The organism is Paenibacillus sp. J31R122 (assembly GCF_056269185.1).
Genome location: NZ_JBWDNM010000005.1, coordinates 288,812 through 305,163 on the forward strand (window position 1 = coordinate 288,812; position 16,352 = coordinate 305,163).

A 16,352-nucleotide genomic window follows, 5' to 3' on the forward strand; every position below is an offset into this window, starting at 1 on the left:
GGCCTTTTCTATCTATAAAAATTTTCCTTGGGTGACTGTGCTGCCGTTTACGCTTGATCGACACGAAAAAAACCTGCGGCTTTTGGCACAACTGCCGAATATAGGTTAGAATTAACTAAAGAAAGCAAATGGGGGTTGAAATAATGGCTAATGATGAAGTGATATTAACCAAAGAGGGATTGGCACAGCTGCAAGCTGAACTGGATGATCTCAAATATGTGAAGCGTAAGGAATTAGCCGCTCGTATTAAATTGGCGATCAGCTATGGCGATTTAAAGGAAAACAGTGAGTATCATTCCGCCAAAAATGATCAATCTTTTTTGGAAACTAGAGTTATTATTTTGGAGAAGATGTTGAATAAAGCAAAGGTTGTGGACGCGGACAGTCTAAGCCTCACAACCGTTAACGTCGGTTCCATTGTTATTTTAAATGACATAGAGTTTAATGAACAAATTGAGTACCGAATTGTAGGTCCTGCCGAGGCGGACGTGCTTGAGGATAAAATTTCGTATGAGAGCCCTTTGGGCAAGGAGCTTCTAGGCAAAAAGGTAGGCAGCATCATCAGCGTGGACGCGCCTATGGGTGTTATAAAGTATGAATTGCTTGAGATAAAAGCAATGTAATAATAAACAGGCGCCTAGCAGATACTAGGCGCCTGTTTTATGTTGCTGCGAATCTAGCTTATACCGTCAAAGAAGTCGTAAGCCGATTACACGTAGACATGGATTAGTAAGCGAGTGCAGACAATCCGTTGATGTGTGAAAGGTAGCGAATGTTACTTGCTTCCTTCATAAGTGTAGCAGGCAAGCCTTTCAGCTGTGTGCCGTTGCCGCCGATTGTGCCGACACCGTCTTTACGGCCTAGGCTTCCCAATGTTCCGGAGAACACAGGAACGAATTTATCCATAACGCCGCCGTTGATCATAACCGATAGGTTATAGCCAACTGTTTCGCCCATTTGCCAAGCAAGTTGAGCAGTTGGTGGATATGGACGTTCGCCGCCCTCTGGGAATACAACTGCGCAGTCACCAGCAAGGAATACATCCGCATGCGAAGTGGATTGCAGTGTTTGTGTAACCGTTGAACGACCGCGGTCCTCAGCAAGGCCGCTGCTGCCGACAACAGGGTTGCCTTTTACGCCGCCAGTCCAAATAATGGTGCTGGACTCGAGCGTACGTCCATCTTTAAGTGATACAGAGCTCTTTGTAGCTTCTGTAATGGCAACGCTAGTGATGAAGTTAACGCCGCGCTTCTCAAGGCTTGATACAGCGCGATCGATTAGAACTTTAGGGAATATAGGCAGAACAGCAGGACCAGCTTCTACGCAATATAGTGAAATATCGTTGAAGTCGATTCCTTTGCTGCGACATACTTCAGGAAGCTTATCAGCGAATTCGCCAACAAGCTCTACGCCTGTCAGGCCGCCGCCGCCGACAACGATTGTCGCGTCTGCTTTGTTGCCCGTTTTTTTGTATGCGTCCAGACGTGCTTCAACATGCTCGCGAATGCGGTTAGCATCTGCGACTGATTTAAGCACAAGGCTGTTCTCTTCTAGACCTGGGATACCGAAGTAGTTTGTTTCGCTGCCTAATGCTACGACAAGGGCATCATATTTGTATACAGTGCCGCTTTCCAAAACAACTTGCTTTTCGTTCGGTTTAATTTCTTTTACTGAATCAACGACAACGTTTACTTTTTTGTCGCCGAGCAGCTTAGTAAGAGGAAGCGATACAGCTTTCTCTGCAATAGTGCCCCCAGCAAGACGGTGAAGTTCAGTAATAATTTGATGCGTTGGGAAACGGTTGACGATTGTAATGTTCGCATCAGCTGCGGACAAATATTTTCGAGCTGTAAGAGCCGAAAGAACGCCGCCGTACCCGCCGCCAAGAATTAAAATTTGTTTCGACATGTCCATCCTCCATTCTTTCATAAATTAATTAGTGGTTTTCGGTTTTCTTCTCAGAAAGCACAGTAAGGAAGGCTTGAGCGAAGCGAAGTGTTTTTTGCACTTCTGGATCTTTAAGCATTTTCAGCATAGCAAATAGACCAACAGAGGTTCCTGCGTCAGCTTGCGCGCGTTCTCCAGCCTCGATAGCTGCAGCTGCAATACCTTTTGCTTTCTCTTGAACAGGCTTAACAAACTCGCCAATACCATGCGCGAACTCATCAATCAAAACTTTGTCCGTAGCGATACCTTGCGCGAAATCATAAGCCTTTGTCATAAGTGTTACCATCTCGGCCAATTTCGGTAGGTTGTCCACGAGCACGGTTAGAGATTGTTGAACCTCCGGCTTCATTAGTTGATCAAGCACATCTAATGATTTTGTTTCTTCAGTGAGGGTTGCTCCAGCAGATGTTTGTGACATTTGTAAACGTCCTCCTTTACATTGGAATTAAAGTAAGCTTCAGTCCGGATTATGTCATTACTCAAGGGGAGCTCGCTTATAATTTGATTGTTACATTTTTCACATAGTAAAAAACAATAGTGTCTTTTAATAAGCGAGCATGACTTAACCAGTTCCGAACCCTTTGTCTCTATTCTACATCTTTTAACGAGAAAGTTAAAAAGAAATTTATTCATATTTAAAGAAAATGTCGAATCTGGTGCAAGAGGGTAATATAATTATCCCCCACAGGAGAAATTTTATCATTATGACGTTGCTTGGAGAGCAATTCCGACAAATATTTATGAGAAAACATTAACTTGTACTGGGTCTATAGCGGGATGCATGCTAATACTTCGTATGGCAAAGTAATACTACGGTAGTCGAAGCTAGTTTTGCTTCACAAAACTTAAAGCGTATGCTTACGAAGTCAGGTTTTATTCTAAAAACTAGGATTATGCTTACGAAGCTAGTTTTGCTTCACAAAACTTAAGGAGGGCACATTTATGAATTATCATTTTTTTGTAGGTAACGATAATGGAAATAGCGAGCATGATTTAATTATTGATGGAAGGTTGATTCAGCAGCCAAATGTCAATTGTACAGTGGACGAGCTGCCTTGGAGCGAGGAGCAATCGCCGGAGAGTTTTATTAAAAATTTGCAGGATCAATTGGTTGTGACCATTGATTCACCGGCTGCAAGAGCTGGCATGTATTATGTAGGCAAGTTTGCGCTCGAGAGCGGAGAGATATTGGATAATCTGCAGATCGGCATTGATGTTAAAAGCGATATGGACTTGCCGATTGTTAATACGTTGGCTCAAATCGCGGCGGTGGCCGTTCAGAAGGCGTATGAGGAAGAGAAGACGATTCCAGAGCATATTGACGTAGAGGCGGATATGGCGACTGCCTTGCCGGTCACGCAGCATACGGATGAAACGTCGGCGAAGTTCGAGAAGCGGTTTACTACAGGCGCTCATCATGTGACCGTTCATTTAGGGATGATGCGAGTTCGAGTGAAGATCGTATTTCCTTTTGCGAAAGTAGTGCCAGAGGCTACGCCAGTTATTTTCACGCTTCAGAAGGATGCGGACGGGAATTGGAGAGAAGGGGATATTTTCAAGCAATTCCTTGAGGAGTACGGCATAGAGAAAAAATTTAGCGGGAGCTATTTCAAGGATAAACGAATTTTGCATGTCGATATTGGCGATGGCTCTACGGAGTACCCCATTACGGAAGGCAATAAATTTCTGCGTCAATTCGTAAATGGCAGTCACCATGGTGCCGGTTATGCAATTGAGGAAGCGCGGGATGAATTCAATCGATTGATTCATTTACCGGATAGTCCAAGACAATTTTTTAGCGATGTTATTAAAAATCCGAACCACAAATATCATGCCCGTGCGCTAAAGACTTTGAAGAGACCGCTTGAAAGCCAAGTACGGCAAATCGTACAAAACGTGAAGAGGCAGCTTACAAAGGCTCGGAATGAAATCGACCTGATCTGTGTATATGGCGGTGGTAGTATACTTATGCGTTCGGTGCTATATCCGCAAATGAAGGAGCTTTGTACGGAGCGTGAGATACAGCTGTTGTACATTCCCACCGAATATGCGGTTCAAATGAATGCGATGGGTCTAGATGCTTTTGTACGCGGAAAGATTTATGAGGCGCTTAAAAATAAAGCGATCCAGCTTGTATAGAACAGTTTGTGCAATTTAAGAAATTCCGGTAGGTGATCCGAGTGAAAAAGATAAAACAGCCTGGCGATAACATCAGTTTGAAGACGAAAAAAACGGAAGACCCATTGGTCATGGAGTGGCTTAACGCGCAAACCAATCTAATGGATTCTTTGCGCTATTTAATGGAAAATGAGATTATTCATAACGGCGTACGAAATTTGCAGACGTTTGTGCCTGTTGAACGAAACAACCTGACTCGGCCTTTGGTACCATCGCCTTTGGTACTACCGCAGACGATTGATCCTACTCCATATTTGACGAACCATGACGAATCAGCAGCAGCCGCGGAAGTTGTCGAGGTTCATCGGAATGAGCAAAGTAAGCAAATAATCGAGCCGAAAACTGTGCCGGCAGTAGAAGAAGAAGTAGATGATGAAGATGTCGAAGCATGGATTTAATGAGGCATGTAGAGGGTTTATCGTAAATAAGAGTATGCAGGTATTACTATACATTACTAAGTAATACTTAAAAGTAATACTCAGTAACACTAATCGGTAATATCAAGTAATACCTAGTGTTGCGAAGTGTTTCTTGCTGTGTGATGGTCTCGTAGGATCCATACAAATCTGTACTACTTACGTCTTAACAAGTATGAATAAAAACGCCAGCTCGCTGATTTCAGTGAGCTGGCGTTTTATTGTTCAATTATTCAGAAAATAGCTCGGAATAGGAAAGGAGTTCGCATCCTTTTTACTATGTATGAAAAAAGTGGAATTGTCCAAAATATAACGAGCTATTCCATTTATGCGTCAAAAAAGGAGAAGATGTCGTTGACTAGCAGGTTTATCAAATTAACATTACTTTGTATGTCTCTTGTATTAATTATGACACCAATTAGAGCAGAGGCTTCTGGATATGATCACAGTGAGCATCATTCCTGTGTAACCCAATCTCAAGTTCGGTTGGAGAATGATTTGAGGAAGCTGTGGATCGATCACGCTATATGGACACGGAGTTATCTGGTAAGCGCCATTGCAGGGCTGGAGGATCAAAAAGAAGTGCTGGCTAGGCTTTTGAGAAATCAACAGGATATTGGCAACGCCATAAAGCCGTATTATGGCGAAGCAGCAGGCAACAAGCTGGCTGAGCTGCTAAAGGAGCATATCCTTATTGCAGGACAAGTAGTTGATGCAGTAAAAAACGGCAAGCAAGCGGATGTGGAAAAATATAATAAAAAGTGGTACAGCAACGCGGATGATTTAGCTAAATATCTTAGCAGCTTGAATCCCAATTGGGCGGAGAAGGACTTAAAGCAATTGCTGTATATGCATCTGCAGCTACTAACAGAAGATGTGATGGCAAGGGTTGCGAAAGACTGGGAAGGGGATATTAACGCCTTTGATAAAGGTTTGGCGCATATTATAGTGCTGGCGGACGCGTTATCGGTGGGAATCATTAAACAGTTTCCAGGGAAGTTCAAATGACCTCGAGAGATTATTAAAATAGATGATCTGAAAACCAAGAGAGCCCTGTTATAAGGGCTCTCTTGGCGTTTGAATCATCGCTGCAAAAATGATAGTATAGGCATTCAAGAATGCCCTATTTTCAAAACTTAGCTTATCCCTTGTGCCTAATAGCGAACAATTCTTTGATGAGGCTGGGAGGACCAAACTCTCTTTGAAAAATAAAGCTGGTCCATTTAAATTTGAGCGCCAGGTAGTAGAGGTATTCTTTTATCGTATCACAATGATAGAACCATCCAATTTCTCTCATGCTATCTGTAAACATAGCTTCCTTTAATAGACTAGCCAGAGCCGATTTTTGAATAGGAGCGGGACTGCTGTGAAGGTTTCTAAGAAACAGGCCAAAGATGGATTTCAGATAGTAGTAGGCCAAATCCTGTCGATATCTTTTATTTAGAAGCAAACCCGATTTCTCAGAGATTCGTTTTCTTAAAGCATATTGCAGGCGCAGGCTTTGTTCGAGCTGTGGTTTATAGAGGGCGTTCATCGCGCTATTTGGATTATTAGTCGTATATTCATATAAGGGATCTGGTATGGCATATACCCGCTCTGACGCAAGTATCGCTTCTAAATTAAATAGGGTGTCTTCTCCAAAATAGATGTTCTCATGAAAAGAAATAGCATGCTCTTTAATAAAGCTTGAACGAAATAGATTTCTCCAAACAAAGCATAAATCAAGCTTGGTGTTGACTTCGCTAGAGCTTAGAATTAGTTCCTTGCCCTTCATAAGCGTATGTAATTTGAAACGAGGAGAGACCTCTTCATTAGTGGGATACTTTTGGAACCCTCCTATGACGACATCACAATTGTTTTTGGAAGCGGTTTGATACAGGGTAGTGAAAAAGTTTGCTTTAACCGTATCATCAGGATCAATGAATGAGATATATTGACCAGTAGCTGCTGCAATGCCGGCATTTCGAGCACTGCTCGTACCGAAATTCTCTTTGTGAATGACCTTGATACGAGCATCCTTACGAGCAAATTCATCACATATTTGACCACAGTTGTCTGGGGATCCGTCATTGACAAGAATGAGCTCGAACGCTCCAAAGGGTTGATTCAAAATGCTTTCCAGACATCTATGCAACCATTTCTCTACCTTATATATGGGAACAATTATACTAATTGCATAGGTCATATCGTATACCTCCCGAATAGTATGGTGCAGTTGGTCAACAAGAAAGCGTTTCATATAAAATAATATCACATTCGTTATAAAGAACAACCCATTTATTTAAAAGAGTTAAAAATAGATGTTATTGAAGAGTGGAGGATAGCTATGCAGCCATTTACGGTTCGGGTAATCGAAATTATTAAAGGCATACCCGAGGGAAAAGTGATGACCTATGGACAGATTGCTGGCCAAGCCGGAAGCCCAAGAGGGGCAAGACAGGTTGTACGTATTTTGCATTCATTAAGTCATATTCATAAGCTGCCATGGCATCGTGTCGTCAATGCGAACGGAGAAATTGCGCTGCAGGAGGATGAGGCGCGGTTTATGCAAAAGCTCTATTTAAGCGATGAAGGTGTAGAAGTAAGTGACGATGGACGAATTGATTTGATGAGGTTCCAACTCCGTCATTGTGACGAAGAATTGTTATAAATTTTTAATAAAGCTACAAAGTTGACTAGGATCTCGTATCCTTAATAAGGAATACCTCATATGAAAGGGAGAGACAAAATGAATATTGAACCTACACAGAGCAATCTCCGCAATTTTACAGTGTCCACTGAAATTTTTTATAAGCCAAGCCTGGATATATATTCGCAAATGATTTACATCGTATTAAGCGCGAGCACAACCGATTCCTCTTCGTTAACACTGTCAGATGTGGCGAAGAAAGGCCGGATGACTGAGAAACAAACCATTAAAGCAATGCAGCTGCTAATTGATGAGCAATTGATTCCGCATAAATTGTTCCGCCAACTGATAGGTGAATTCCAAGATGATCGGTTGTCATGGGCTGCGAAAGGGCTGCTTACATATTGCAAGGAAAATCCGGAAATTGGTTTAACTGATTTGCTACTGCTCTCTGATCAGTCCGGAGAAGGTGAAGAAACCATTCGTAAGGCATTAAGGGAACTGGACAGAAACGGCTATTTAGAGCCTTTTCCTGAACTTAGCAAGATAGTGAACGAATAATAAAATACATCTTTTCGCGTAAAAAAGAACGGTTCGAATTAGTCTTCGAACGGTTCTTTTTCTCATTTCACAGCGATATGAGCTTATGTCGATGAGAACGGCGCAGACCATTTGTGCTTGACTATCGAGCCTGAAATTGCTCTGGGACAATACCCTCAAGCAACTCGGTTTTCGGACGGAAATCACTGAGATATAAGCAATAGTCGTGCAAATATTGCAAGGTCGCTTTTCCTTGAGAAGCTAACATCGGGTGCTTATAGATGGAGCGGCCAGGCTTGGAATTCGCCTCGAACATCCATATTTTAGAGTCTTTATCAATTCCGATGTCGAGTCCAAGTTCTCCTAATAAATAACCGGATTTACTTTGAATCGAGTCAGCTAATAGTATGGCCGCTTCCTTCATTTGTTCTAACATGCTATCTGCACGGGACCCGTATAGCTCGCGGAATACGCGGTCTGGCGTAAGTAATCTTCCGCCCGTTCTCACATGGGTCGTGACGCTTCCTTTACCAGCCTTCTTAGCGCCGATACCGGATACAATCCACTTATCTTCCTTGTTTTTGTTCAAGTGAATACGGAAATCAAGAGGACTGCCGTCCATCTCAATGAGTGAAATGCCTTGTTGAGCGACGTAACGGACTAGGCCGCCGTTTTTCGAACGTAGGTACACCATCAGTGATTCGAAGTCTTTAAAATGGAGCAGAACGTTCTGTCCACCTTGACGGAAACGCGCGTAGTACCCGCGGTTTGGATTATAAGTGATCCGATATATGCCAATACCTAGACTGCCGCCGGTCGGCTTAAGATACAGGAAGGAGTATTTTTTCAACATACTCTTAATCTGTACGGAGGAAGGGTCAATATAGGACTCCGGCACGTAATGGGCAACGTCTGTACCCTCGAGCAGCTTATATATTTCCCATTTATCAAAGTAAGCCCAGTTAAACAATGGAATGTCCTTACGTATAAAATTTTGTTTAAGAGCCTTTATCGCTGCCAGCTTCTCTGTTCTTCTGCTCGGAAGCCGATTGTAGACAACATCAGGAAGAGGAACTGTTCGGCGTACCCAGTTCCCATCCTCTATAAGAAAGGAGCCTGTTACGGTTTCTTGACTCCAGTTGACATCGTGAGGTGAAAAGGCAAAGCATAACGAAGCGCCGGCACCTGTTTTGAGAAAGGAATGAACCAGCTCATGATGTGTACCTATGATAGCTGAGGCTGTTGGTCTTATCTCCGTTAAAATTCCGATTAACGGGCCAATGTGAAGCTCATTTCCGCTGAGGTATAACGTGAGACTGCTGCCAAGCTGAGGAAAACTCAGCTGAGATAGAAGATTGGACGTGATATATAGGTAGGGACCAGATTTTGAAAGCCACTTTACTTGAGTCATTACTTTTCTGCTTCCCAAGCATAGAGTGAGTTTACTCGTATACTCAAGCTGCAGAGATTTGGCTAAGTCGCGCGTTAAATAAATGATTTTACCTGGCTTTCGCGTTTCATATATAGTGGCTGTTATCAAGCTCATGATTTTCCTCCTAACCTCTTCACGATAGAGAATCCGGCTGCAAACTGACAATATCGCACAATTTGCTTGACGGACGATCGTATAGCTGGTGTCGTCGTGAGAGGGGTATTCTCACTTTTGGATGGTTTAGAGTTGACCTCGATTAGCCACACGCGATTATTTCTATCCAGTGCCAAATCGACACCAAGCTCGGCAAAATGCCCAGGGATATGCGCTTCAATTCCTTTGGCAATAGCTATCGCGGCTTGCTTTAATCGCGAGCGGCTCCCCTTGTCTGTGACGGATTTGGATTGTTGAAGCGCGTCTTTCACGGTGGTAAGGCTGCCCCCTCTCGCCAAATTGGACACAAAATGCCGGTTATTGGCGATACGGGCAACGATGGAAGTGACCGCCCACTGACCCTGCTGACCTCGTTGCACTAGTACACGAAAGTCGACTGGCCGATCATCTATAGTTATTAAGGAAAGCCCTTGCTGTATTTGATAAGTACTCGTTTTCATTCTACTGGAGAGGAAGGAGAATAATGCATCAAGACTTCTGTGAGTTTGCTTGCGGGATCCGCTTGCGTGAGTAAGATGACTGGAGTAGTTGTGATTCGAGTCTCGTTGAACTCTAATGATGCCTTTGCCCAAACTTCCGTTTATTGGTTTCAAAAAAACAGTCGGATATTTGGTTGTCATTGATTTGAGTGTTTGAAAATTACGAAGAAGCAATGTTTCAGGCAAGTAATGCTGAATTCCCTGTTCTAAGAGGAGCGCTTTGAACACTTCATTTTTATTGAGATACTTTTCATTGAAGAAGGAGGTTGGAACCTGTTGCTTGGCATGCTGTATAAATTGCTGAACATTGGCTTGCTTCTCCATAGAACGTGAGCGGACTTGATTATAGACGACGTTCGGGAGGGGGTAAGTTCTCTTTGACCAGCGGCCATTATAATGCCAGCCTTTTATCGTATCGGATGAGCCATTGATTTCGGATGTGCTAAAGAAAAATATAAAGGCCCCAATCATACGAGAAGCTTCACTTAAGTCCAAAAAAAAAGGGGTTGTCGTTCCAAAAGGTCGGTCGTGAGTGCTTGAGCTGATTTTGCCAACCATTACACCAATGAGCGGCCCGATCTGCAGGGTGTTGCTGCTTGCTTTATATTGCATGCACAAATGCTCTCCTGAACGAATACCCATCAAGTCTGCAAGACTGCTGTTTATTAGAAGAACATCGGATTGAGCAATGCTGGCAACCGTCACATCCTGTTTAAAAGATCCAAATTCCAGTTTTATATTTTGATGGGCTGCAATGTCATTCTTTTTCAGCCATTTTTCGTTCAACATGATGACATGCTCATTATCAGAATGAACATTCTTCTGAATGTGGATCTTAACTTTCGATACTTTCATGGTATGCTTCCTTCCGGGCAACGACATACATAGCTCCTGATAGAACCGTTCCAAACCATTGTATGAGGGTTAAAGATCCTTGGTGAGAATTATCTTTACTTGTATAAAACAGAAAAAACCGCATCAAGATGCGGTTAGAAGCTTGCCCACCAACGAGCTTACAGCCAGCGAATCCGTAAGAAACTGAGCCGCCAACGAGCTGTAAGGCTGAAAATCGAGCTTAAAGTCCCCAAACTAACCAATGAAAGAGTCTGTAAGCGTCAAAATCGAGCTTACAGCCTCCAGAAATCCACTAACCTATTATTTCTATTGAATAACCTAATGGTTGGGTTAGCACTTATTTGTCGCTTAAGCTCTCCAATAGCGCATTGCCGCTAGCACTGACACGGATGTAGGCGAAGCGAGCATTTTTCTCTGTTTCTATACCAGTGCCTTCAGGAACAAAGTAGGTTTCAATGCCATAATAGATAGAACGCCACCCGCTGCTTTTTCCCGTTATGATAACTTCCCCATCAGCCAGTGTATCTCCGTTTTTGTATACACGATCAAAGACATGTACCCCGCTATCATCTTTAGTAAGCACAATCTTTATTTTGCGTTGACTGCTTTCAGATTCAAGCTCGGTCGCAATCTCTTCCGGCGGAGTAGTAATACTATAATTTAAAGTGACGTAATCGCCTTGCAATAAAGATCTTGGATCTAACGGTTCTATTTCAAGCTTAACAATTGTGCCATTTTTCAGTAAATACTCGCTAGTTGCGGTTTGATAGCCTAGGAAGCCCAGCTGCAATACAATGACAGCCATGATTAACCATGTTTTATTGCTCATATAACTGACTTGCTCACTATCGACATTTGGTACTGCTGTGCGGCGCGCTACAAGAGCGGTGACGAACAAGAAGATGATCCCGAGCAGAGCCAGCGTTATAGATTTGTGAAGCAGCGTCCACAATAAATCATAATATTTGAATGCCAAGAATACGAACCAGAAAAAAAGACTGATCGTTGTTTCCCATGCCTGATTGCGGCGAAAGAACACAAATACCAAGGTGGTTACAACGGCAAAGTTGAGCAGGTTAAACAATTCGTAGGAATAAGGAAATAATTTATGCAGAAAGGTCAACCAAAATAAGAATAGCAGGCCGAAAAATAATCCACTCTCCCGAACATGCTGCTGCAGATCCCCTTCAGGCAACAGAAGGTGGCTGAAATATACGACGACATTCCATATGACAAGCAGGAGAATGGTAAGTGACCATACCATTTCATAGGACTCGAAGAGCTGGAAAAATACAATCGCAAGATTCAAATTAATAAGCGCATAGGTAAATAAATGCTGCTTCCTTCCTTGTAATCGAAACCAGCCGGCAGCTGTCAATATTAAGAAGAGAGCGGATAGAAGTGTCATATCAATCCATATGATTGCAACTATACCAGCCGCATACCCGATCGTCAGCACCGTATAACGAATGACAGCATTTACTCGCGGCAGCAAAATAATAGGAATGACGAGAGCCAAGGAGACTGCGTATAACGTATTCTGAGGCTCGATATCTCCAGTGGCGAGAAATACAAGGCCAATTAATGAGATGCTGCCGATAATGACTCCAAGTACCGTAACGATAATGGATACGATTTTAGTTGCGATAGAATCATTTTGTGTGCTGGACTGAACCGGTCTAGGGCTATCAACTTTATCTGGATTTGATGCTTCTTTGCCCAGCTTGTTTAAATAACGGAAGAAGTACACGTTTCCAGTTAATAATATTACAACAAATATAATGCCCAATATGAAAAACACGATTGATCCGTGCCGGGATGCAAGCTCGATAAATTTAAATACGGCAAAAGCGGATGTTGCAAGCGCATTGAGCGTAAGCATCATTTTATCAAGCTTGACACGCGAGAAATAATAAAACCCGATACCAATCGCAACTATGCACAAGATATTCATCCAAACACTATAACGAGCGAACGCATACGAATTAGTTAGAGTTAGCAACGATGCATGGAAAATAATAAAGCTAATTATCTTCAATGGTATGGATAGAAGTTTATTTGTTACCGTTAAGATGAACAATCCAAGGTTGATGAGTGCGAATAAGCCGCCAATCATCATCAACTGCTCATCACTGTGAACAACATATAGAGAGGAAGGGAAAAAGTAAAACCATAATGAAAGATGGACCAGCACATAAGCCAGTACATAGAACGGATTATATCGAGTGATCCAAGCCAGCAGCAAGGCGGGTATGGACCAGACAGCAAACAATTCGAAGCTATCCGCATGCGCATTATAGATTTGATACAATAAAGCAACCGCTGCGCCAAAGGATATACACCCGGCCACTAGGAACAGGTTGGAAAGGAAATGATGATGGCCAGACAGCAGCTTGAATCTAGAGAATGTATAGGACACACCGTAGAACAAGACGACGAGTCCGGCAGATGTTATGATTTTCTCTGTACGGTCCATTCCGGCCCAATTAGAAGCGAAGAAATAGACGATGGCCCCCAGCAGCAATGAAACACCCATTAGAAAACCGATGCGTATAACGTTTAGTCGGAGCATTGCGTTCACATGCCTTTCGTAGTGGTATGTTTTTATTATAATAACCTGCATTTGGTAGAACTAGTACTCACTTTTTATAGTACCCCTGACAGAGCCGCTATAATCTCTCCGTAACTTGTAATATGAGGTTTACTCGAAAACTCTTTTCATATAAAAATATAAACTTAGAGTATAATGGATAAAGTATACGATAGATGTATGGTGAAAGCCTGTATGTATAGGTAAACGAATATAGTGTAGAAGAGGTTAATCAATGAGCGAGAAGCATTTTAAAGATTATCAATTAAGCGAGGAAATCGTTCGGGCGCTGGACAGTCTGGGCTATGAAACACCAACAGAGGTTCAGACGGAAGTAATTCCTGTCGCGCTTGAAAAGAAGGATCTTGTTGTCAAATCACAGACTGGCAGCGGTAAAACAGCCGCATACGGTATTCCGCTTTGCGAGCTGGTCGATTGGAACGAGAATAAGCCGCAAGCGTTAATATTAACGCCAACTCGTGAGCTCGCGGTTCAAGTCAACGAGGACATTACGAATATTGGACGATTCAAGCGCATTAAATCGACAGCTCTATACGGAAAACATCCTTTTCATATACAGAAGGCGGAGTTAAGGCAAAGAACGCATATGGTCGTAGGCACGCCAGGTCGTGTGCTGGATCATATTGAACGCGGCACGTTAGCTCTAGAGCGGATTGCCTATCTCGTTATTGATGAAGCCGATGAAATGCTGAATATGGGCTTCATAGAACAGGTACAGTCGATCATTCAGGCGCTGCCTAATGACAGAGTGACGATGTTATTTTCTGCAACGTTCCCTGAGGATGTGGCCAAGCTGTCACGCAGATATATGGTCAATCCTGTGGAAGTTGAGATCAAAGCAAGTGGTTTAACGACGGCTACGATTGACCACTCTCTTATTGAAGTGAAGGAAGCGGACAAAATAGCACTGCTTCAAGATTTGCTCATTGTTGAGAGCCCGGATAGCTGCATTATTTTCTGTCGTACGCAGGAGAATGTAGATAAATTATTTAGGGAAATGGCTGATCTCGATTATCCGTGTGATCGCATTCACGGCGGCATGGAGCAGGAAGAACGGTTTGAAGTAATGAATGCGTTCAGAAGAGGGCAGTTCCGTTATTTAGTTGCGACAGATGTAGCTGCAAGGGGTATCGATATTACGAACATTACTCATGTCATTAACTACGATATTCCGCTTGAGAAGGAAAGCTATGTTCATCGGACGGGACGCACCGGTCGCGCGGGCAAGACCGGCAAAGCCATTACCTTTGTTACTCCAAATGATGGAAGGCGACTGGCTGAAATAGAAGGCTATATTGGTTTTGCTATATCTAAGGTGAAAGCCCCTTCAGAAGAGGCAGTTGATAACCGCAGAGAAGGCTTCGAGCAGAAAATGAATGTGGGGCCTGTCCTCAAAAAAGATAAGCGCGAGCAGTTAAACAAGCAGATTATGAAGCTTAACTTCAATGGCGGGAAGAAAAAGAAGCTTAGAGCTGTGGACTTTGTTGGTACGATTGCCAAGCTTGAAGGCGTAACGGCGGACGATATTGGCATCATTACAATTCTCGACAATGTAACAGATGTTGAGATTTTGAATGGCAAAGGCTCGCTAGTGCTGGAAATTATGAAAAATACGACGGTAAAAGGCAAGCTGTTGAAGGTACGTAAAGGGAAAAAGTAGCAGCTAAATAGATCGCGAATAATAGGATGATTTCGGCACCGCGCCGAGATCATCTTATTGCTGATTCAAAGATAGGGGATAAATCTGAACATGGAAGCTACACTTTATCAGATGGTGTCTGGCATATTGATGATGTTGGTGCTGCTTGCTTTACTATCCATTGTATTCGTAAGCTGGAAAAATGGTATATCACCTATGCCTTCATCAGCTCCGGTCAGACGTGTGGTTATGCAGGAGATTAAGCGACTGCCAAGCAAGGGCATCATGGTAGAAGCCGGATCTGGCTGGGGGACAGTCGCTCTGCAGGTAGCAAAATTGTGCCCAGGCTGGAGAGTCATCGGTATAGAAAACTCTTTTATCCCATTGTGGATATCGAGACTTGCGGCAAGGCTGGATAGGCGGGGGAACCGTTCTAATCGGGTAACTTTTATTCGGGGTAATCTATACAGCTATACATACGATAGCGCTGATTTGGTTGTATGTTATCTCTATCCGGGCGCGATGAAAAGGTTGAGTGTGTTATTACGCGAGCAGTTGCCGCCGAACGCACAGATTATAAGTATTTGCTTCGCGCTTCCGGACTGGCAGCCTGAACGGATCATTACTTGCACGGATGCATACCGTACGAAGGTGTACCTTTATAAGGCTTAACCACATTATGTTCACGGAAAGCGGGTCTAATCTTCACATTCGTTTCATTTAATTTATAAGATCTCAGCACAGAAATTAGCGTTTGATGGATAAAGGCAGATGATATACTATAAATATTTCACTACACATGATTTGACTGTATTTCATCCAATCAAAACTACATAAATAGCGGTGTGTTTGGGCTAGACTGTATTTCATACAAGCTAATCGTCGGTTCCGTGCTAAAATAGCTTTTAAAGTCGTATTAGATTGTATGAAATCCATTCAAATGCTATGGAAACGGAATAAGTAGGCTTTTGATTGTATAAAATCCATTCTAACGTGTTCGCCAATAAATTGTATATCTACAAAAGTCCTCCACCAAACGCATCAAACGCACCAAACGCATCAAACGCACCAAACGCATCAAACGCACCAAACGCACCAAACGCATCAAACGCACCAAACGCACCAAACGCAGCAAGCCAACCATACCCGACTAGGGCTCCTCTTATGTGGCTGATTTACTAACAAATTAATTACTTATGACTTGTGCAGTTTAATCCTACGCTATTTTCCGAATGGCTTCACTTGAGCGGACTGTAAATCCGCAATATTGGCGAATATACTTCGATTATGACCTTTGGCGGGCTCACATTCCGTTATTCTCCATTCATGCGCTTTAATCGTGTAATTTTCAGAGAATAACGGATTCTCTGTCAGCTTAATCAAAATCCTACGCTATAATTTCTAAATAGCGGATTCTGTGTCCGGTCCACTCTCGATGCCAAGCCACCTCAT

Annotated in this window: 15 protein-coding genes; 8 read left to right on the forward strand and 7 right to left on the reverse strand. The window is 42.9% G+C overall.

Annotated elements, in window-relative coordinates:
- Positions 1-143 precede the first annotated feature (143 nt).
- A complete protein-coding gene (greA, locus tag AC0YN7_RS10975) occupies positions 144-623 on the forward strand; it encodes a transcription elongation factor GreA (RefSeq protein ID WP_475810023.1) in 480 nt (159 codons plus the stop codon).
- A gap of 103 nt (positions 624-726) precedes the next feature.
- Here the strand turns inward: greA and AC0YN7_RS10980 are convergent, their stop codons facing one another.
- Together AC0YN7_RS10980 and AC0YN7_RS10985 are read right to left on the reverse strand one after the other, a co-directional pair.
- A complete protein-coding gene (locus tag AC0YN7_RS10980; protein ID WP_475810024.1) occupies positions 727-1,908 on the reverse strand; it encodes an NAD(P)/FAD-dependent oxidoreductase in 1,182 nt (393 codons plus the stop codon).
- Between the two features lie 28 nt (positions 1,909-1,936).
- Positions 1,937-2,365 carry a helical membrane plugin domain-containing protein gene (locus AC0YN7_RS10985; RefSeq protein WP_475810025.1) on the reverse strand — a complete coding sequence of 143 codons (429 nt, stop codon included), beginning with the start codon at positions 2,363-2,365 and terminating at the stop codon, positions 1,937-1,939.
- Positions 2,366-2,889: 524 nt separating this feature from the next.
- On the opposite strand from AC0YN7_RS10985, the gene AC0YN7_RS10990 reads away from it, so the two are divergent.
- From AC0YN7_RS10990 to AC0YN7_RS11000, 3 genes are all read left to right on the forward strand, one after another.
- Positions 2,890-4,086 carry a ParM/StbA family protein gene (locus AC0YN7_RS10990; protein ID WP_475810026.1) on the forward strand — a complete coding sequence of 399 codons (1,197 nt, stop codon included), beginning with the start codon at positions 2,890-2,892 and terminating at the stop codon, positions 4,084-4,086.
- 41 nt (positions 4,087-4,127) lie between these two features.
- Positions 4,128-4,523, forward strand: coding sequence for a hypothetical protein (locus tag AC0YN7_RS10995; protein WP_475810027.1), 396 nt, complete (start codon positions 4,128-4,130; stop codon positions 4,521-4,523).
- 366 nt (positions 4,524-4,889) lie between these two features.
- Positions 4,890-5,549 (forward strand): glycosyltransferase, encoded by a 660-nt coding sequence (locus AC0YN7_RS11000; RefSeq protein ID WP_475810028.1) that lies wholly within the window; start codon positions 4,890-4,892, stop codon positions 5,547-5,549.
- 133 nt (positions 5,550-5,682) lie between these two features.
- Here the strand turns inward: AC0YN7_RS11000 and AC0YN7_RS11005 are convergent, their stop codons facing one another.
- Positions 5,683-6,726 carry a glycosyltransferase family 2 protein gene (locus tag AC0YN7_RS11005; RefSeq protein WP_475810029.1) on the reverse strand — a complete coding sequence of 348 codons (1,044 nt, stop codon included), beginning with the start codon at positions 6,724-6,726 and terminating at the stop codon, positions 5,683-5,685.
- A 141-nt stretch (positions 6,727-6,867) separates the two neighbouring features.
- On the opposite strand from AC0YN7_RS11005, the gene AC0YN7_RS11010 reads away from it, so the two are divergent.
- Positions 6,868-7,191, forward strand: a complete 324-nt coding sequence (locus AC0YN7_RS11010; protein ID WP_475810030.1) for an MGMT family protein — start codon at positions 6,868-6,870, stop codon at positions 7,189-7,191.
- A 78-nt stretch (positions 7,192-7,269) separates the two neighbouring features.
- The gene (locus AC0YN7_RS11015) at positions 7,270-7,731 is read left to right on the forward strand and encodes a hypothetical protein (protein ID WP_475810031.1); all 462 of its coding nucleotides are present in this window, start codon (positions 7,270-7,272) and stop codon (positions 7,729-7,731) included.
- A 121-nt stretch (positions 7,732-7,852) separates the two neighbouring features.
- On the opposite strand, the gene AC0YN7_RS11020 is transcribed toward AC0YN7_RS11015, so the two are convergent.
- The 3 genes from AC0YN7_RS11020 to AC0YN7_RS11030 form a co-directional block, all read right to left on the reverse strand.
- A complete protein-coding gene (locus AC0YN7_RS11020; RefSeq protein WP_475810032.1) occupies positions 7,853-9,256 on the reverse strand; it encodes a YheC/YheD family endospore coat-associated protein in 1,404 nt (467 codons plus the stop codon).
- Positions 9,253-10,650 (reverse strand): YheC/YheD family endospore coat-associated protein, encoded by a 1,398-nt coding sequence (locus AC0YN7_RS11025; RefSeq protein WP_475810033.1) that lies wholly within the window; start codon positions 10,648-10,650, stop codon positions 9,253-9,255. The genes AC0YN7_RS11020 and AC0YN7_RS11025 overlap by 4 nt, the downstream gene beginning before the upstream one ends.
- Before the next feature lie 337 nt (positions 10,651-10,987).
- Positions 10,988-13,222 (reverse strand): GDYXXLXY domain-containing protein, encoded by a 2,235-nt coding sequence (locus tag AC0YN7_RS11030; protein WP_475810034.1) that lies wholly within the window; start codon positions 13,220-13,222, stop codon positions 10,988-10,990.
- Between the two features lie 253 nt (positions 13,223-13,475).
- Between AC0YN7_RS11030 and AC0YN7_RS11035 the strand changes: the two genes are divergently transcribed.
- On the forward strand, positions 13,476-14,921 hold the full coding sequence (locus AC0YN7_RS11035; RefSeq protein ID WP_475810035.1) for a DEAD/DEAH box helicase: 1,446 nt from the start codon (positions 13,476-13,478) through the stop codon (positions 14,919-14,921).
- A 90-nt stretch (positions 14,922-15,011) separates the two neighbouring features.
- Positions 15,012-15,572: a class I SAM-dependent methyltransferase gene (locus tag AC0YN7_RS11040; protein ID WP_475810036.1), complete on the forward strand. Its 561-nt coding sequence runs from the start codon at positions 15,012-15,014 to the stop codon at positions 15,570-15,572.
- Positions 15,573-16,121: 549 nt separating this feature from the next.
- Here the strand turns inward: AC0YN7_RS11040 and AC0YN7_RS11045 are convergent.
- Positions 16,122-16,283: a hypothetical protein gene (locus AC0YN7_RS11045; protein WP_475810037.1), complete on the reverse strand. Its 162-nt coding sequence runs from the start codon at positions 16,281-16,283 to the stop codon at positions 16,122-16,124.
- Positions 16,284-16,352: the final 69 nt, after the last annotated feature.